This window comes from Bartonella sp. AR 15-3 (genome assembly GCF_002022445.1).
GTDB lineage: Bacteria > Pseudomonadota > Alphaproteobacteria > Rhizobiales > Rhizobiaceae > Bartonella.
Genome location: NZ_MUYE01000001.1, coordinates 971,306 through 989,743, shown reverse-complemented (window position 1 = coordinate 989,743; position 18,438 = coordinate 971,306). Strand labels below are relative to the sequence as shown.

15 protein-coding genes are annotated in these 18,438 nt (G+C 36.4%); 12 read left to right on the top strand and 3 right to left on the bottom strand.

The window, feature by feature from the left end:
• Positions 1-573: 573 nt before the first annotated feature.
• The 11 genes from flgB (at position 574) to BAR153v2_RS04360 (ending at position 9,968) form a co-directional block, all read left to right on the top strand.
• A complete protein-coding gene (gene flgB / locus BAR153v2_RS04410) occupies positions 574-960 on the top strand; it encodes a flagellar basal body rod protein FlgB (protein ID WP_078680483.1) in 387 nt (128 codons plus the stop codon).
• A 2-nt stretch (positions 961-962) separates the two neighbouring features.
• Positions 963-1,379 (top strand): flagellar basal body rod protein FlgC, encoded by a 417-nt coding sequence (gene flgC, locus BAR153v2_RS04405; RefSeq protein WP_078680482.1) that lies wholly within the window; start codon positions 963-965, stop codon positions 1,377-1,379.
• A 58-nt stretch (positions 1,380-1,437) separates the two neighbouring features.
• A complete protein-coding gene (locus tag BAR153v2_RS04400) occupies positions 1,438-1,782 on the top strand; it encodes a flagellar hook-basal body complex protein FliE (protein WP_078680954.1) in 345 nt (114 codons plus the stop codon).
• Positions 1,783-1,828: 46 nt separating this feature from the next.
• On the top strand, positions 1,829-2,617 hold the full coding sequence (flgG, locus tag BAR153v2_RS04395) for a flagellar basal-body rod protein FlgG (protein ID WP_198934333.1): 789 nt from the start codon (positions 1,829-1,831) through the stop codon (positions 2,615-2,617).
• A gap of 5 nt (positions 2,618-2,622) precedes the next feature.
• Positions 2,623-3,081, top strand: coding sequence for a flagellar basal body P-ring formation chaperone FlgA (gene flgA / locus BAR153v2_RS04390; protein WP_078680480.1), 459 nt, complete (start codon positions 2,623-2,625; stop codon positions 3,079-3,081).
• A gap of 5 nt (positions 3,082-3,086) precedes the next feature.
• Positions 3,087-4,307, top strand: a complete 1,221-nt coding sequence (locus BAR153v2_RS04385) for a flagellar basal body P-ring protein FlgI (RefSeq protein WP_078680479.1) — start codon at positions 3,087-3,089, stop codon at positions 4,305-4,307.
• A gap of 71 nt (positions 4,308-4,378) precedes the next feature.
• A complete protein-coding gene (locus BAR153v2_RS04380) occupies positions 4,379-5,011 on the top strand; it encodes a MotE family protein (protein ID WP_244548634.1) in 633 nt (210 codons plus the stop codon).
• Between the two features lie 28 nt (positions 5,012-5,039).
• Positions 5,040-5,777, top strand: a complete 738-nt coding sequence (gene flgH, locus BAR153v2_RS04375) for a flagellar basal body L-ring protein FlgH (RefSeq protein WP_371325861.1) — start codon at positions 5,040-5,042, stop codon at positions 5,775-5,777.
• 115 nt (positions 5,778-5,892) lie between these two features.
• Positions 5,893-6,393, top strand: coding sequence for a flagellar basal body-associated FliL family protein (locus tag BAR153v2_RS04370; protein WP_078680477.1), 501 nt, complete (start codon positions 5,893-5,895; stop codon positions 6,391-6,393).
• Entirely contained in the window at positions 6,390-7,142 is a 753-nt protein-coding gene (gene fliP / locus BAR153v2_RS04365) for a flagellar type III secretion system pore protein FliP (RefSeq protein ID WP_078680476.1), read from the top strand. The genes BAR153v2_RS04370 and fliP overlap by 4 nt, the downstream gene beginning before the upstream one ends.
• Before the next feature lie 561 nt (positions 7,143-7,703).
• Complete coding sequence (locus BAR153v2_RS04360; protein WP_143245213.1) at positions 7,704-9,968, top strand: autotransporter outer membrane beta-barrel domain-containing protein; 2,265 nt, start codon at positions 7,704-7,706, stop codon at positions 9,966-9,968.
• Positions 9,969-10,113: 145 nt separating this feature from the next.
• On the opposite strand, the gene BAR153v2_RS04355 is transcribed toward BAR153v2_RS04360, so the two are convergent.
• From BAR153v2_RS04355 to BAR153v2_RS07250, 3 genes are all read right to left on the bottom strand, one after another.
• Positions 10,114-13,257, bottom strand: coding sequence for an autotransporter outer membrane beta-barrel domain-containing protein (locus tag BAR153v2_RS04355; RefSeq protein ID WP_078680475.1), 3,144 nt, complete (start codon positions 13,255-13,257; stop codon positions 10,114-10,116).
• 510 nt (positions 13,258-13,767) lie between these two features.
• Complete coding sequence (locus BAR153v2_RS07255; RefSeq protein ID WP_143245212.1) at positions 13,768-15,111, bottom strand: autotransporter outer membrane beta-barrel domain-containing protein; 1,344 nt, start codon at positions 15,109-15,111, stop codon at positions 13,768-13,770.
• Between the two features lie 57 nt (positions 15,112-15,168).
• Positions 15,169-16,368: a hypothetical protein gene (locus tag BAR153v2_RS07250; RefSeq protein WP_143245211.1), complete on the bottom strand. Its 1,200-nt coding sequence runs from the start codon at positions 16,366-16,368 to the stop codon at positions 15,169-15,171.
• 405 nt (positions 16,369-16,773) lie between these two features.
• Between BAR153v2_RS07250 and fliF the strand changes: the two genes are divergently transcribed.
• On the top strand, positions 16,774-18,438 hold the full coding sequence (fliF, locus tag BAR153v2_RS04345; protein WP_078680474.1) for a flagellar basal-body MS-ring/collar protein FliF: 1,665 nt from the start codon (positions 16,774-16,776) through the stop codon (positions 18,436-18,438).

The window sequence follows — 18,438 nt, the reverse complement described above, 5'->3', positions numbered from 1 at the left end:
CAAGAGATTATATTTTGTTGTGTACAGGTTTGTGTTTAGTTAGTATTTTTTCTTTTTATGGCTTATGATTTGTTCAGAGAAGTCTGGAGAAGACAACATGAGATATTTTAGAGAGCTTGATCGGTTTTCTTATAAACCTAATAAATTAAGGGTATGTTTGCAAAGTTCTGTGTGAATCTTCTGATAGAAAAAGGAATGCTGTTTGAAAAGGTTATTCTTTCATTGATGATAAGCTGTATAGATTGATTTTGTGTCAAGCCTTAACGAACAAGATGAGGTTTTTTCTTGGTTTCTTGGTTAAGTGTGAAAAATTCTTCTTATCAAAGAGATGAAGAGTAGTATCGCGATGGTTGAGTGTGATGCTTATGTTGTTTATTAAATCAGGAAGTTAATTCATTTATGACAGTTAACTCCTTGCTATTATAGCTAATAAAAGCAAGGTGTATGGTAAAAAAACATCTATAGTGCGGGGCCGGGATATGATTTCATTTTCTTGTAGATTTAAAAATGCGAAGACAAGTCTCGCACAAGTTTTCTTTCTTATGATGGTTTGAAATAAAAAGGATAAGAATTATGGATTCGGTTAATTTTTTTGAGATGGCAAATAAACAAGCAAATTGGTTATCTGTTCGTCAAAAGGCGATTGCGAGTAACGTTGCGAATGCAAATACACCTGGGTATAAAGCTCGTGATGTAGAGGACTTTACAGCTATTTTACAAAATAAAACGATTTCTATGGCTGTAACGAATATTCATCATATGGATATAACCGAAAATGGTATGGAAACGCATGTTATCCGTCCTGAAAGTATTATGGAAGTTACTCATTCAGGGAATGATGTCAATTTAGAAGAAGAAATGCGTAAAGGAGGAGATGTTAGCCGAGAAATATCTCTTAACACGGCTATTGTAAAAGCTTTTCATCGAATGACAATGGCAACAGTTAGAGGAGGAGCTTAAGGATGTCTGATCTTCTTATTGCGGCAGAACAGATTGCTACAACTGGTTTGAGTGCTCAGTCAACACGTTTGCGTGTTATTGCTGAAAATTTAGCCAATGTCAATTCAACGGGAAAGTCAGCAGGTGCTCGACCTTATCAGCGCAAAACAGTGAGTTTTGAAGCGATACTTAATCCTTACCTTGACGCACAAGGTGTGCATGTGACACGTATTAGCACTGATAAAGCGCCTTTTATTATGCGTTATGAACCTGGCCATTTAGCTGCTGATAGTAATGGTTATGTGAAATATCCTAATGTGAATTCAATTATAGAAATGGCAGATATGCGTGAAGCAAATCGCTCATATGAAGCAAATTTACAAGTAATTCGCCAAGCACGCGATTTAGTCTCACAGACGATTGATTTATTAAAAGGATAAGGCGTTTTATCACCTTAATTAAATGGGTTTTAGTTTGAACTTTGTAGGAGCGTATAAAATGATTGAAGCACTTACTTCTGTTGTGTCACATAATGTTCTTGATCCGTTAGGGCAAGGCAGTGCGCAAATCAATAGTCTTAATGGGCAGCAGGTATCGCCTGGTATAATTGAAAGAGGAAACAAAGTCAGTTTTGATCAGGTTTTATCTGAGATTGTAGAAGTTGTTGGTACAAAATTACAAACAGCAGAAAGTCTTTCTATAGGTAGAATCTCTGGGAATGATGTTGGTGTGCGTGAGGTTGTGAATTCGGTAATGGCGGCTGAACGGTCTTTAAGTACAGCTATTGCTCTTCGTGACAAGCTTGTACAAGCATATCTTGAAGTAAGTCGGATGCAAATTTAGTATGAGCACAATAGCGCTTAGAAAAGTATAGGAAAAAATTATGGTCATGAAATCATTGTCAATTGCAGCAACGGGTATGGCTGCCCAGCAAACTAATCTTGATGTTATTGCTAATAATATGGCGAATATTAACACAACGGGTTTCAAGCGTGGGCGTGCAGAATTTGCAGACTTGATGTATGTTGCAGATCGTGCAGTTGGTGTTCCTAATATGCTTAATCAAGCTATTATACCTGAAGGAGCAATGATTGGGATGGGTGTGCGTACTGCTGCTGTTCGTACGGTTAATACGCAGGGGGCTTTTGTGCAAACTGGTAATGCTTTGGATCTCGCTATTAATGGAAATGGTTGGTTTGAAATACAAGATCCTAATGGGAATGTTTTTTATACTCGTTCAGGTGCTTTTAATTTGAGTGAAACAGGGCAGATAATAACGTTAGATGGCAATTTAGTGCAGCCTGTTGTTACTATTCCTATAGGGAGCAAAAATATTACAGTCAGTTCTGATGGGACAATTTATTATCAAACGGATACAGATCCTAATGCTGTAGAAGCGGGACGGCTTCGTTTAGTGAATTTTGTTAATGAGGTAGGTCTAGAGCCGATAGGAGATAATCTTTTCCGTGAAACACAGGCTTCTGGTGCGCCGGTTCCAGGAGATCCAAAGGAGGATGGATATGGCAGCATTATGCAAGCAATGCTTGAAACTTCTAATGTTGATCCAGTCAAAGAAATGACAGAGCTTATTGCAGCACAGCGTTCTTATGAAATGAATTCTAAAGTTATTCAAGCATCAGATGAAATGGCAGCGGTTGTTTCTAAAAATCTGAGGTAAATGGTATGAAAAATCTTTGGCTTTTGCTTATAAATTTTTTGCTTTCATTTTGTTTATTAACAGCAGCTTATGCTGATCGGATTAGTTTTCTGGTTCCTGATAAGTCTATTTATGCTGGTCAGCGTATAAGCGATATAGGTTTAAGCGAAAAGCATTTTTTTATTAAATCTGATGCAGCTTCCTTGTATGTGATGGATATGAAACAAATTCTTCATAAGGTGGCAAAACGTACTTTAACAGCAGGCCGGCCTATTTCTCTTTCTTCTTTGGGAGATCCAGTTTTGGTCGAACGTGGTCAGGCAACAAAGTTGATTTTTCAAGCACATAATTTGCAAATTACAGCTCTAGGGGTTGTTTTACAGTCGGGATCTTCTGGTGATGTCATTCGTGTTCGCAACTCCGATTCAGGGCGTGTGGTTACGGGAACCGTTTTGCAAAATGGTGATGTAAGAGTAGGTTTTTAATAGTTATGCGTTTTTTTGCTTGTTTTTTATCTTTTTGTATTCTCTTTATTCCAGCATTTGCAGATGAAGGTGGGAAAAATGTTGAACAATATAACTCTACAGCGGAAGCTGATGCTGCTTGGTTAGGTTCGGGCGGTCATCCCGCACAAATGCATTATTCGGATTTAGCACGTTCAAGTGCAGTAGCCCGTTTAAAAGATATTGCGGTTGTTCAGGGTGTTCGTTCTAATCAATTGGTGGGTTATGGTTTGGTAATTGGTTTAAATGGTACGGGTGACTCTTTACGAAATGCACCTTTTACAGAGCAATCTATGAGGGCTATGCTGGATAATTTAGGAATTAGCCCTCCTGCTGGTGCATCGCGTGTCAATAATATAGCTGCTGTTATTGTAACTGCTGAAATGATGCCTTTTGCAACTCCAGGATCACGGATTGATGTAACCGTTTCTTCTTTGGGAGATGCAACATCTTTACAAGGGGGCACATTAGTGATGACGCCGCTTCTTGGAGCAGATGGTAAAACTTATGCAGTGGCACAAGGTAATATGGTTATTTCTGGTTTTGCTGCTAAGGGAGCGGCGGAAAGTGTAACCCAAGGTGTACCTACATCGGGTCGTATTCCAAATGGTGCACTTGTAGAACGCAAGGTTGATGGAAATTTCAATCATAGTAACGAGATTATTATAGAGTTACGGAATTCTGATTTTTCAACAGCAGTTCGTATGTCTGATCTAATTAATATTTTTGCTAATAAGCGTTATAAACAAAGTGTTGCTAGAGAGCGTGATGCAAAAACCATTGTTTTAAACAAACCACGCAATATTTCAGTTGCACGCTTTATTGCTGAAATTGAAGGCTTACCTATTCCTACTGATGAGATAGCACGTGTAGTTGTTGATGAACGTACGGGAACTGTTGTTATTGGTGAAAAAGTACGCGTTTCACGTGTTGCTATTTCACATGGTAGCTTAACAGTACGTGTAACGGAGGAACCGAGTGTTTCACAGCCCAATCCTTTTAGTGAAACAGGTGATACAATTGTGGTTCCGAGAACATCAATTGATGTTGATCAGTCACTATCTAATATTGGTATTTTGAGTGGTGTTGATTTAGATAGTCTCGTTAAAGGATTAAATCAAATTGGTGTCAAACCAACAGCAATTATAGCAGTTCTGCAGGCAATTAAAACCTCGGGCGCTCTTCATGCGGAGCTTGTTGTGCAATGATAAAATTACAATTTTATATTTTTTCCCTATTTATAGCAATATTCGTGGCTTTGCCCGTCGGGAGGGGGGACGTGAAAAATGTACCTGTGCCAATTCCTACACCAAATAAGATTCCTTCATCTGAAGAGAATGCAAAACAGACACCAGTGTCTGCTGAAGTCGCTAAACCAAAAATTGAAACTGTATCTCATCAGTCAGCTCAGTTGAAGGAGCCAACAGAGGCTGTGGTAGAGACAAAAGCTCCTATTATTTCATTGATACAAGAAAAATCTGGAGAAAAATCTGAGGGGATATCTGGGATAAATACAAAAGAAATAGAGCGTTTTTGTAGCAATATTGGGAGTCAGGCAGCAGATGCGCGTTTTCAGCTACAGCGTCAACAATTACAAGAATTACGCGATCAAATTAATGAACGTGTGAAGACTTTAGAAGAAAAACAGAGTGAATATCAAGTTTGGCTTAATAAGCGCAATGAGTTTTTATCAATGGCAGAGAATTCTTTAGTTGAAATTATTACGAAAATGCGCCCTGATGCTGCAGCTGCTCAATTGGCTTTGATGAACGATCTTGTTGCAGCTTCGCTTGTACTTAAATTGAGTCCTAAAGTATCGAGTGCCATTATGAATGAATTACCGCCTGAAAAATCAGCTGGATTAACTCAAATATTAATGAGTGCACAACAAGTATCTACAAAAAAGAAATAAGCACGATAGAAGTAAAGATAAGATAATTATGCAAGTAAAACAGATAAAAAGTAAAAACAAATACTCTTCTTTTTTGTGTGTAGCAATTAAATTGACTACCATTTCTATAATATTGACCAGTTGTTCTTATAATGTAAAAGATTTTAATTCAGCACCAAGTTTTTCACCGGTTCGTGCTGATTTAGGATATGCTTCTTCGCATACCGCAAGTGTTTATCCACCAGCACCAAGTGAAAGTCGATATTCGCTTTATCGTTCAAGCGCTAATAGCTTTTACCGGGATCCTCGTGCAATGAAGCCGGGTGATGTCTTGACTGTGCAAATCTTCATTAATGATCGTGCTAGTTTGAACAATAAAAGTGATTTAAAACGTGATTCCAGTTCCAAATATACAATTGGAGCTGGATATTCATTCATGGATAAGCTTGCTGGTAGTATTGAAGGTGAGTCATCGAGTCAGTCTAAAGGGGATACTAAAGTAGAAAGACAAGAAAATATTCGTTTGTCTATTGCAGCTATTGTAACAAATGTTTTGCCAAATGGTAATTTGGTCATTAATGGTTCACAGGAAGTTCGGGTTAATAATGAATTGCGTATTCTCAATATTGCAGGATTGGTTCGTCCACGTGATATTTCAGGCAATAATATGATTGACTATGATAAAATTGCTGAAGCGCGCATTTCATATGGAGGCCGTGGACGTATGAGTGAAATACAACAACCTCCTTATGGTCAGCAATTGCTCAATCAGATTGCACCTTTTTAAGGAATGAGTATATAAGTTTTTAATTTTATTGTTTATTATCAAAAAATAGAAGATTGTCAAAAGTAACTTTTATTGCATTGTTTATATAAGAAGATTTATGTAACAGGGAAATTTTATGGCAGAAGAGCCGAAAAAAGAAAAAAACATTGTGCAACAAGAAAGTAGCTTGAAAATCTTCTTGGTTGTTGTATTTGTTTTGACATTAGTTGCTGTAGCTTCTGGGTGGTTTTTAGGAGCATGGGTGAGTCGGGAAATGGCGCCAACTTCTAGTAATTTTAAAGAATTACCAGTGACAAAAACTTCAGAGAATCTTATTGCTGCTGATTCTCATATCGTTATTTTGCCTCCTATTGTGACCAATATTGCAGTACCAGAAAATGCTTGGATTCGAATGGAGGTCTCTTTAGTTATTAAGCCTGATGAGAATATTGCAGCTACTCTGACAGCGGATATATCAAATGATTTTTTAGCGTTTTTGCGACAAGCTACAATCGATCAGATCAAAGGGCCATCGGGATTAATGAATTTGCGTGCTGATCTTTTAGATCGTGCTAGAATTCGTTCTGGCAACAAAGTAAGTAATATTTTGATTTCAAGCTTGGTGGTAGAACAATGAAGCAGCTTGGCGGTTTTGTATTGATGATATTGTTGTTAACAACAACAGTCGCTTTTGCACAAAAAACAGGTCCTGAAAATGCTAGTAGTCTTGCTGGATTATTTTCTTATCCTGAAGGCTCAATTAGTGGGCGGATTGTCCAATTTTTCGGCTTATTGACTATTTTATCAGTGGCTCCTGGTTTATTAATCATGGTTACCAGTTTTACTCGTTTTGCTATTGCTTTTTCACTGTTGCGGACAGGTTTAGGGTTACAGACAACGCCTTCTAATCTTGTGATGATTTCATTAGCTTTATTTATGTCCTTTTATGTAATGGCTCCGACATTTAATACGGCATGGGAGCAGGGAGTACAACCTTTAGTAAGTAACAAAATCAGTGAACAACAAGCGATAGAAAAAATTAGCCAGCCCTTTCGAGAATTTATGATATCACAGGTTCGCGAGAAAGATCTTGATTTATTTGTTGATCTCTCTGATCCTTCTCTGCAAGTTAAAACAGGCTCTGATGTTGATTTTCGAGTTTTAATTCCTGCTTTTATGATTTCTGAATTACGTCGTGGATTTGAAATAGGTTTCCTTATTGTTCTCCCTTTTTTAGTGATAGATCTTGTGGTCGCCACGTTGACAATGTCAATGGGAATGATGATGTTGCCACCAACGGTTATTTCTCTACCATTTAAAATTCTTTTTTTTGTATTAATCGATGGATGGAATTTATTAGTTGGAAGCTTAGTAAGATCGTTTTAAAGTTGTATTTAAGCTTATAAATTAATAGAATTATAATTTATTACTCCTTGAATATTCAGTGTTTGAACCTCTAAGACTGATTGGAAAAGCGTCGTAAGTGACTAAACCGGTTGGCTCGTTATTATTGAACCTACACTAAGTCACTAACATTTCATAAATCTTGATAAACCTTTATTTAAGTTTATTTATTATAAATGGAGATCGTATTCTTTTCATAACAATTCCGCTTGTAACATTATATTCAAATAAAATAGTTGCTATAAAATCAATCGCTTTTGATATTATTTTCAGTAAAAGATTAGCACTATTGTCCGCTGTGAGCTCGGTGTCAGGAAAATGTTGTAAATAAACAACAATTTTAGATAATTAAAATTCATTATGATCCTAATTATCAAAATAAATCAACAGTCAATATATATATTAAATGCTTGAATTTATTCTGGAATTTTAAATTATTAACATGTCTCTAATAGAAATGATAACTAAGCTTTTCGATTTTGACATTAAATATTTTTTATATTAAATCCATTTTAAGTTCAACTATTGCGTAAGGCGGTGAGTATGGCCATGAATAAGGTGTTGTGTTTTATTATATCGTTTTTGTTTAATGCGGTTTGTGCTTTAAGTGTAGGCTTAGCAGAAGCGGCACAAGGTCAAGTGACACAAAGTAAGAAAAATTTTGTTAGTAATGATTTAGTTGCAGTCATTGCAGTTGATGATGCTGTTGTAATTAATGAGGAGCAACTTATATCAGAATATGTGGGGATTGCATCTAGGGCTAAAAAATTCGATGCTACAGGGATTAATTTACGAACGGGGCTTATAGGTGTAATGCCTGCATACGTATCTAGAATGTCTTTTAAAGATTCAACTATAGAAGTTAGTGGTATTAGTTCTGGGCGTAATAATTATTTTGGCTATGGTATTCGCTTCGGATATGAGCGCTTTTTCTGCAAGAAGAAAGCACAAGTACAAAGAAAACAAGCACAAGCAAAGCTTTGCTTCTATTCTCCAAGTCAGGTACAGCTTACCAATACAAAAATTTTATCTGACAGAGGGATTGCTGCATTAGGATCAGGTATTGTAGTCCTTAATGATTCAGAAATCCGTTCTAGGATTTTATTAAGCAGCAAGGCTTTTTATAATGATCAAACGAATATGAATTATTCTGAGATGTTGAGAGTTAATGCAGATCATTCTGTTTTAGAAGGCCAGGCAGAGGCTTTCGGAGCACAATATTCATTTTTGACTCTTCAAAATGGTTCAAAATGGATCATACCAGTTATTAGAAAAGAAGCAGTTAGTAGACAGGAAAAAAGGTCTATAACGGAACGGCAAGAATCTGTTTTGCATATGCTTGTACTTGATAACAGTGCTATTATGTTCGATCAAAAAAAGAATTATTTTAAAGATGATATTTACCAAACTTTGCACATAAAAGCTCCGTACTCAGGTGGTGTTGCACGGTATGTCGCGATTAATGATGCGAATATTTATTTTAATACGGGATTGAACGATTCTGATAAACTTGTAATTGAAGCTGATGTAGAGGGTATTACTACAGTTCATATTAATTACGTTGAGCCGCAGACTGAAGTAAATGACACAGAAAACTCAGAAAAAGTCTATTTAAAATCTATTACTAGAGGTGGAGTTACTTTTTCACCGGAAGGAGTAACAATTGTTGAGGTTAAAGGGCATGCAAATGAAGATTCTTTCCAATTAGCTCATGGTTATACTGTGATAGGCGACTTGCCTTATAAGTATGTTCTTAATGCTACATCTAGTACGGAAAAAGGGACTTCTAATATTTTGAAGTTCAATTTTAAAAATGACTATGTTGATTCTGAAGCACAAGTCAAAGCTCTTGTACCACAAATGGCTAGTTATTTGGTTACGCCAAATGCTCTATTCTTTGCTGGTTTCTCTGATATGAGCCATCAGAACGGTATATTAGCTGATATGCCAGAAACATTAAATTCTGTAGGAAGCAATAGAAGGAATTCCTTCTTTTTATCCTCTTATGGTAATGTAGTAGCTTTCTCATCTACTCGCAATCCATTACAATATGGTTATGGTGCGGATATGGATTATGCTGCTCTCCAAACTGGTATTGTGTTAGGTTCTTTTGAAAATAGAAATACGGTTGCACGTGTCGGTTTGTTTGGAACTTATGGTCAGCTATTTTTTACTCCAAAAGATATGAAAGATTCTGCTAAAAGTACCCTTGATAAGTATTCGATTTCAGTTTTCAGTAATATGCAACATGATAACAATTTGTATATGAATACACTCTTTTCTTATGGTATCGTGAAAGGGCATATTAAAACTGCTGTTATCAATAATGTGGCGAAACTTGATGATACAAAGATGTTAAATTTATCTGCAACTATTGGTCACAGATTAGCAACTGGCGTTAAAGGTGTATCTTTTGAACCGCAGGCACAAATTGCTTATCAACGTTTGATGTTTGACATTATTTTAGATCGTGATAACCTTAAAGTTAATATGAAGGATCCTAATCAATGGTTAGTGCGTGTAGGGGGGCGTTTAACTAAAACTGTTCCTGTTATTGAAAAGGATAGTTTCATTTCTTATTATGGAAAAATGAATATTATAAAAACTCTTAAGTATAGCAATGCCATAGAAGTTGGTGACACTTTTTACCTTGATTCTATGGGATCTGCTATTGAGGGTGGTTTAGGCGTTAGTATGCAGTTAACTAAGAATATTCTTGTGCATGGTGATGCTAGTTATCAGCAAAGGTTATCAAAAACTGGTATATCTGGAGCATCTTTTTCCGGAAAGCTACGTTATCGTTTTTGATACATAATGCTATTTTAGTAAAGAGGTAATATAATTTATTTTTCTCTTTATAAGGATAAAAGAAGATAGGTTTCGTGAATGGGATTATTATAAAAAAGGCAGGATAAAATCCTGCCTTTTTTATCTAAGTTAATATCAATATTGTTTAGAAACGATAACGTATCCCACCTGAAAAAGAAGTTGATGATATACCTGCTTTTTGAAGTTTGTGTTGGTGGCTGATATCACCATGCAATCCAATTTTTTTATTTAATTGTGCGTTAATCCCTACACCACCTTCAACAGAGGCCCCCATAGGATCAATATGGAAGTTATCGCCACTTACCTGTATTGTTTCACCATCACCAAAAGTATTAATCATGTTTAATTTTCCATAAAGGGAAATGACACAACCGTTTTCTGCTGCAGTGACAGTTTTGGTTAAACGTCCACCAATCCGAACTAACCATTGATTAGGATTGTCCATATCTATTTCAAGGTTATGGCTGTCTGAAATGCTATCAAACATCAACCGTTGATAAGCAAGTTGTGCTTGTGGTTCAAAGACCAATCCTTCAACACCGGTTGAAAATTGTTGACCAATGGTTGCAGATGCACTCAATGTATTGGCATCACTCAATTTTGCAACATTACCGATATTAGCTACTTTAATATGCCCTTTCACAAGACCATAGGAAAGGAGTGTGTCAAGAAATAAGCCATTCTGATGCTGTATACTACCGAAAGCTGAGATTGACCATTTATCAAGCGTACTCTTATCAGCACCTTCCATGTCTTTTGGCGTGAAAGATACTTGTCCGTAAGTGCCTAACAAGCCAAAATTTGTTGTCGTATTTTGATTTTCCAGAACGCCTAATGCAACACCTATTTGTAGAGCATTATAGCGAAGATCAGCTCCGTAGCCATACTCGAGAGCAGTATGGTTGGATGATAAAGTCCCTGTATTGCCATAGGAGGATAAGAAGAAAGCATTTTTCTTATTGTTTCCATTGGCCAATGACATTGTTCGTAGAGATGCATTTTGCTGATTCATATCAGAAAAACCAGCAGAGAATAAAGCATTTGGCATAACCAAATAACTAGCCATTTGTGGTACAAGAGCTTTCACTTTTGATTGAGAGTCAAGATAGGCGTTTTGCAAACGGAAATCCCAATATTCTTGATCTTTATCAAACATACTTTGATTTTCACCGTGAGAGGAAGCTTCAGGACCGTAGGCATTAAGAGTATATTTATAAGGAGCATTATTTATTGTGGTGTAGCCATTTGCCAATTTAAAGGAGTCTTTATTTGCTTCTCCAGAAACTTGGATGAGTGAGACACCGCTTTCATTTGCAGGAACAGAGGTGTTTTCTGTTGTTTGCTTCTTTCCCTTGATACCATTGACATAGACTGTCGTTGTTCCTGAAGCATCACCATTAATGACAAGTCGATCTGTTTTTTGCTCTTTTGCTTTAAGTCCGCTGCTCCATTCAGTATTGAAGTAAATTTTTGCATCGCCTTTTGCATTATAGATTTTTGATGAGTTATTTGGGTCATCTCCGTTACGGTAAGCTGGATTTGGCTCCGCTTCTGGTATTGCAGGGCCTACATGTAATATCTGATATTGATCATTTGTTGGCTTGTCAAAAACAATGGTACTGTTATCAAGATTAAGCACAGAAACAGCAGAGCGTGATCTAGTAGAAATATCAAGCAATTCTCCCGGGTTTCCATTTTCACCTGGCTTTCTTTCTTCTTTACTGATTTTAAGCGTCCATACTGTACCATTACTCAGATTAAAGACTGTTTCAGTTTTTTCTCCGGTTTCAGCACGACCTTCTAAGACTGAATGATCTGCGTTTAATGTAAGAGCTGCTGCTTTGTCTTCTTCGCTAGTATATTTTAATAAAAGATCAGCACGTATTTCTGAATTTTTGAGGTTGACAACATCTTTTCCAGATTTTTCTCTAAAAATACCTACGCCCTTTGCAACAGTGAGCTTTGTATTAGTGAAATTAACATCATTATTTATTTCCTTGCCTTCTTCCACTTTTGCATCTGTATTATTTGTAAGTACTAGACCATTTTTAGAAGCTGTTGCAGAAACATTGGAGATATTAATTTTTGCACCGTCTTCTATAGCGAATGCAGCCTTGCTTGCATTAATTGTACCACCTGTCATTGTAACATCTGTTTTCTCACCAGAGGCATAAAGACCACGGCCTTCTTTAGATTGAATGGAGACATTTTCTAAAGAAACTTTGCTGTTTTCAACTTTTAATCCAACTCCTTTGGTAATGGTAATTTTTGTATCTTTCAGTTTGTTTTTATCACTTTCACTGTTTGCAAGAGAAACACCGGCTCCTTCACCTTCATATCCTTCACCGGCTTCTTTAGCTTCATGTCCTTCAGCTTCAATGGAACCACCGGTCATATTTAATGTTGCAGTTTCAGCTATCTCAATACCATTTTTATTTGAAGAAATTTTTACATCATTTAATGTAACGCTAACTCCTTTTCCATAAGCAGTAATTGCTACCGCAGCATCAGGAATGTTACCATCTTTCATTGTAATAGAACCACCATTCGCTACAATTTGAGCACCATTTGCTATGTTAAGGGCTGTATCTTTTGAAGTAATGTCTACATTACCAAGTGTAATTTTTGTATTTTCATTCTCAGCTTTTATAGCAGTTTTTTCAGCTGTAATAGAGCCGCTTTCCATCTCAAAATTAGCACCTTTTGCTATTTCAAGACCTTTATCATTTGAAGTAATCTTTACATTGCCCAGTGTAATTTTTGTATCTTTATCCTCAGCTGTTACGGCAGTATCACTGACATCAATCGTACCACTCGCCATTGTGATTGTACCACCATTACCTGCAGAAAGACCAATTGCAAGATCTCTAATAGTTGTTGTGCCATTTAGAGTAATTGTGCTATTCGACCCTTCAACTGTTGCACCTTTTCCTTTTTTATCATCAGTACCAATTAGTTTTAAATCTTTACCTATGATTGTACCACCTTTGCCAGCGTCATCATTAATTTCTGGCAAAGGAGAAGCACCACCTTCAACAGGAGGACCACCACCTTCAACAGGAGGAGCACCACCTTCTGCACCTTCTGCTTTTTCACCTACATAAAGAGCACTTGTCTCAGCAGATTTAGCTTGATAAGTTTTATTTTCAACGTTTTTCAGACCGCCGTCAATTACAGCTAGGCTGTCAGCAGCAGCAATATTAAAATGAGCACCAAATAAAACTATAGCAGCCGCAGCTGTACACGATAAAAGATAATTTTTACACATAAGGATTGTCCTAACTTATAAAGCCAACAATATCCCCCCTGCTTATAAGAAGGATATCGAATAGATAATTTTCATTGATTGAAGTAAATTATTTTTTCTTATATGTAAAGATAAAAATCATTTTATATAAAGATAAAAATATTTATTATTTATATACATAATGTATTAAATGTCGTTCTTATTAACAATACATAATGTATTAAATTATTATTTAAAATAAAAATGATTTCTTCGTATTTATATTTAAAATAAATGGCTAATATAATAGCGTAATATTATCTTTAATAAAATATAATCCTGCTAGTATATAGAATTATTATGAGTTAAAATTTAAAATACTGATAAGTGTTTTATTTTTATAAAAATGATGGAATGATGGAAAAGCGCCAATCAAAGAAATAAGATATAAAGAAAATTTAATATTTTTATATCTCTTTAAGAGAGGAAACTAAAAAAATAAAAGGCAGGATAAAATCCTGCCCTTTTTATCTAAGTTAATATCAATATTGTTTAGAAACGATAACGTATCCCACCTGAAAAAGAAGTTGATGATACACCTGCTTTTTGAAGTTTGTGTTGGTGGCTGATATCACCATGCAATCCAATTTTTTTATTTAATTGTGCGTTAATCCCTACACCACCTTCAATAGAGGCCCCCATAGGATCAAGATGGAAATTGTAATCACTTACCTGTAGTGTTTTATCATCACCAAAAGCCTTAATCATGTTTAATTTTCCATAAAGGGAAATGACACGACCATTTTCTGCTGCAGTGACAGTTTTGGTTAAACGTCCACCAATCCGAACTAACCATTGATCAGGATTGTCCATATCTATTTCAAGGTTATGGCTGTCTGAAATGCTATCAAACATCAACCGTTGATAAGCAAGTTGTGCTTGTGGTTCAAAGACCAATCCTTCAACACCGGTTGAAAATTGTTGACCAATGGTTGCAGATGCACTCAATGTATTGGCATCACTCAATTTTGCAACATTACCGATATTAGCTACTTTAATATGCCCTTTCACAAGACCATAGGAAAGGAGTGTGTCAAGAAATAAGCCATTCTGATGCTGTATACTACCGAAAGCTGAGATTGACCATTTATCAAGCGTACTCTTATCAGCACCTTCCATGTCTTTTGGCGTGAAAGATACTTGTCCGTAAGTGCCTAACAAGCCAAAATTTGTTGTCATATTTTGATTTTCCAGAACGCCTAATGCAACACCTATTTGTAGAGCATTATAGCGAAGATCAGCTCCGTAGCCATACTCGAGAGCAGTATAGTTGGATGATAAAGTCCCTGTATTGCCATAGGAGGATAAGAAGAAAGCATTTTTCTTATTGTTTCCATTGGCCAATGACATTGTTCGTAGAGATGCATTTTGCTGATTCATATCAGAAAAACCAGCAGAGAATAAAGCATTTGGCATAACCAAATAACTAGCCATTTGTGGTACAAGAGCTTTCACTTTTGATTGAGAGTCAAGATAGGCGCTTTGCAAACGGAAATCCCAATATGCTTGATTTTTAGCAAACATACTTTGATTTTCACCGTGAGAGGAAGCTTCAGGACCGTAGGCATTAAGAGTATATTTATAAGGAGCATTATTTATTGTGGTGTAGCCATTTGCCAATTTAAAGGAGTCTTTATTTGCTTTTCCAGAAACTTGGATGAGTGAGACACCGCTTTCATTTGCAGGAACAGAGGTATTTTCTGTTGTTTGCTTCTTTCCCTTGATACCATTGACATAGACTATCGTTGTTCCTGAAGCATCACCATTAATGACAAGTCGATCTGTTTTTTGCTTGTTTGTTGTAAGGCCACTACTCCATTCAGTATTGAAGTAGATTTTTGCATCGCCTTTTGCATTATAGACTTTCGATGGGTTGCCTGGATCATTTGCATTCTAGGAAGCTGGCCTTGAAGCAGCATTTGGTATTGCATGTCCTACATGTAATTCCTGATATTGATCATTTGTTGGCTTATCAAAAACAATGGTACTGTTATCAAGATTAAGCACAGAAACAGCAGAGCGTGATCTAGTAGAAATATCAAGCAATCCTCCCAGATTTCCATTGCTAACTGCCTTTTTTTCTTCTTTACTGATTTTGGGTGTCCATACTGTACCATTGCTTAGATTAAAGATTACTCGCATGTAATCCGTTGGATTAACTAAGGCACCACCTTCTAAAATTGAGTGATCTGCGTTTAATGTAAAATTGAACCTGGAATTTACATTATTTTTTATTAGAACATTAGAATGTATTTCTGAATTTTTAAGATTAAAGTTAACTTGACTTGCATAAGTTTGTGTACTAATACCCGCTTTTCCTGCTTCGATCACCACATCAGTTAATTTAATTTCAGTTCTTTTCTCAGCAATTCCAATTCTGGAATCATTATTTTTACCAGTTAGAGATTCTAGATAAATCCCTATACCATCTTCTTTCGCTTTGATAAAGCTTTTATTCATTATGAGAGTGCTTCCATTTGTGACGAAAGCACCTTGTTGTTTTGCTTCAATCTGTACATTATTTATTTTAACTATGGATCCGTTTTCAAGATCTATACCTCTTACCCCCTTAATAGAGCCTTTCTCCATTGTAACGATGCTTTTGTAATGAGCAGAAATACCTCCATCTTCTGATTCGATTTGTATATCACCTAATTTAATCATACTATTCTGACCATTAGCTTGCACAGCATAACCTTGTGCTTTGATCGAACCTTTTTCCATTGTGATGGTAGCGTTATGTCCAGTCTGAAGAGCTGCTGCGGTAGCCTCGATTTGTACATTACCTAATTCGATTATACTGTTCTGACCATGTGCTTCTACGGCAGCTTGATTACCACTTTTAATAGAGCCTTTTTCCATTGTGATAATATTGTGCTTCTTTACAGTAGCAAGAGCCGTGGCTCCTGATTCGATTCGTACATCACCTAACTTAAGTTTACTTCTTTCTCCCTTAAAGGAGACAGCAGTAGTATAATTATTTGCGGTTTTGATGACACCTTTTTCTATCACAGTCATAACATTGTTTTCTGTAATAGAAACACTGCTATGGCTTGTACCACTTATTATCTTTACTTGTGTAAATATCATCATCCCGCTCATTACCCCAACTTACATTTGTTGTATGAAACAACATTCCAATATTTACAAATGTAGAACACACTAAGATATATTTTATGGATCGAAAGCTCATTATTATAACTCACAAAAAACCCCCCTATAAAAAACTTCATTATTAAGAAGATAATTTCTAGCTTAAATTGTGTCTAAATTATGTTGAATTAAAATAAAAAAAGATGACATGATAGCGAAACATTACTTTTAATACTTTTAAATAAATCTATGATATATTCATATCACGGGCTTTTTCTATCAAAAGCAGACATCATTTTCACGCAAGTTTTGTTTTTTATGATTTAAGCAGTAGGAGTAGGGAAACAGTTGTTTCTCTTTAGTTTTACGTGAGATTTTCTTATTCAATAATAATGGTGCAAATCTATGTTTGATAAATTTTTGGCTTTTCTTTCTTCTTCTGGAAATGCTCTTTATAAACTAGGAGTAAAGCGCCTTATTGCGCTTGGTATGGTTGGATTAACTTTGTTTGGAACAATTTTGTTTTCTAGCTTTTATTTAACACGTCCTGTTTATGAAACACTTTATGTTGGTCTTTCTCGTGATGATGTGAATCGAATGGGAATGGCGTTGGGTGAAGCGGGGATTGCTTTTGATGTTTCTTCTGATGGTAGTGTTGTTCAGGTTCCTGTAGGACAAGCAGAGCAAGCACGAATGTTCCTTGCTGAAAAAGGACTGCCAACATCAAACAATGCTGGATATGAATTGTTTGATAATATGGGGTCTTTAGGGCTTACATCTTTTATGCAAGAAATTACACGCCAACGTGCTTTAGAAGGTGAAATCGCACGGACGATTCAAGTTGTGCAAGGTGTAAAGGCTGCACGCGTCCATATTGTTTTACCAGATAAAGGATCATTTCGTAAGGCTAATCAGAAGCCTACTGCTTCTGTTGTAATTCGTACTAATAGTGGTTTTGCAGTTGAATCTGCTCAGTCTATTCGTCAATTAGTAGCGGCAGCTGTTCCTTCACTTGAAGCAAGCTCAGTGACAGTAATGGATACGCGTGGACAGTTGCTTGCTTCTGGAGTGGATGCAATGAATGGAGCTTCGATAATGATGGCATCTCTTGAGCAACAGGTTGCTTCGCAAATTGACGCGAATATTCGTAAACAATTGGTTCCTTATCTTGGTCTTGATCATTTTCAAACTAGTGTGCAAGTTGTTTTAGATACAGACCGCCGTCAAACGAATGAAACCGTTTTTGATCCAGAATCACAGGTTGTGCGTTCTGTCCGTTCTGTCCGTGATCAAGCTGATAGCCAAAATAATCGCAATAGTGATGCTGTTGGCGTAGAACAAAATATTCCGCAAGAAGAAATTGCTAATGGTGGTGGAGAAACATCAACGGATAAAAAAGATCGTCGCGAAGAGATCACTAATTATGAAATTAATTCCAAGACTATCTCTACGGTTAGTGATGGTTATAGTGTGAAAAAATTAGCTGTTGCTATCGTGGTAGATCGTGCGCGTTTGATTCTTCCAGATGGTACAAAGCCAACCTCTGAAAATGCTCTTAATGATGAAGTAAACCGTATTCAGCAGATGGTAGCAGCGGCAGCAGGTCTTGATCCAAAACGTGGTGATATTATTAATGTTACAGCCGTTGATTTCGTCGGTCATTCTGAAGCCGATATGGCACCTGTTCAAACACCTATTTGGAAATCATTGTCACGTTATACATCTGGTTTGATCAATGGAGTTGCTTTAGTGATTGCTGTTTTCTTGATTTTATTCTTAGGTGTGCGTCCTTTGATGCGTGAAATGCGAGAAGGAAAAAAGGCACTTGAAAATAATGAAAATACTGTAGCTGGTCTTGGAAATATACCTGCTTTGGAACACCAATATCAAGCTAATGCAGAATTCGGTAGCGTTAGAGGGACAAATAATGATACACTCAACAATTTGCGTAATCGTATGCGTGTTCCACCACAGAATCGTCTTGAGCAAATGATTGCAATGGATGAAGAACGTTTTGCTGGAGTTTTGCGTGAATGGGTCAATGACACCAATACAACTATGGCTGCGTAG

Bases quoted from the DNA above. Each gene is read 5' to 3' on its own strand.
- flgB (WP_078680483.1), top strand. From the start codon at position 574: ATGGATTCGGTTAATTTTTTTGAGATGGCAAATAAACAAGCAAATTGG.
- flgC (WP_078680482.1), top strand. From the start codon at position 963: ATGTCTGATCTTCTTATTGCGGCAGAACAGATTGCTACAACTGGTTTG.
- BAR153v2_RS04400 (WP_078680954.1), top strand. From the start codon at position 1,438: ATGATTGAAGCACTTACTTCTGTTGTGTCACATAATGTTCTTGATCCG.
- flgG (WP_198934333.1), top strand. From the start codon at position 1,829: ATGAAATCATTGTCAATTGCAGCAACGGGTATGGCTGCCCAGCAAACT.
- flgA (WP_078680480.1), top strand. From the start codon at position 2,623: ATGAAAAATCTTTGGCTTTTGCTTATAAATTTTTTGCTTTCATTTTGT.
- BAR153v2_RS04385 (WP_078680479.1), top strand. From the start codon at position 3,087: ATGCGTTTTTTTGCTTGTTTTTTATCTTTTTGTATTCTCTTTATTCCA.
- flgH (WP_371325861.1), top strand. From the start codon at position 5,040: ATGCAAGTAAAACAGATAAAAAGTAAAAACAAATACTCTTCTTTTTTG.
- BAR153v2_RS04370 (WP_078680477.1), top strand. From the start codon at position 5,893: ATGGCAGAAGAGCCGAAAAAAGAAAAAAACATTGTGCAACAAGAAAGT.
- fliP (WP_078680476.1), top strand. From the start codon at position 6,390: ATGAAGCAGCTTGGCGGTTTTGTATTGATGATATTGTTGTTAACAACA.
- BAR153v2_RS04360 (WP_143245213.1), top strand. From the start codon at position 7,704: ATGGCCATGAATAAGGTGTTGTGTTTTATTATATCGTTTTTGTTTAAT.
- BAR153v2_RS04355 (WP_078680475.1), bottom strand. From the start codon at position 13,257: ATGTGTAAAAATTATCTTTTATCGTGTACAGCTGCGGCTGCTATAGTT.
- BAR153v2_RS07250 (WP_143245211.1), bottom strand. From the start codon at position 16,368: ATGATGATATTTACACAAGTAAAGATAATAAGTGGTACAAGCCATAGC.
- fliF (WP_078680474.1), top strand. From the start codon at position 16,774: ATGTTTGATAAATTTTTGGCTTTTCTTTCTTCTTCTGGAAATGCTCTT.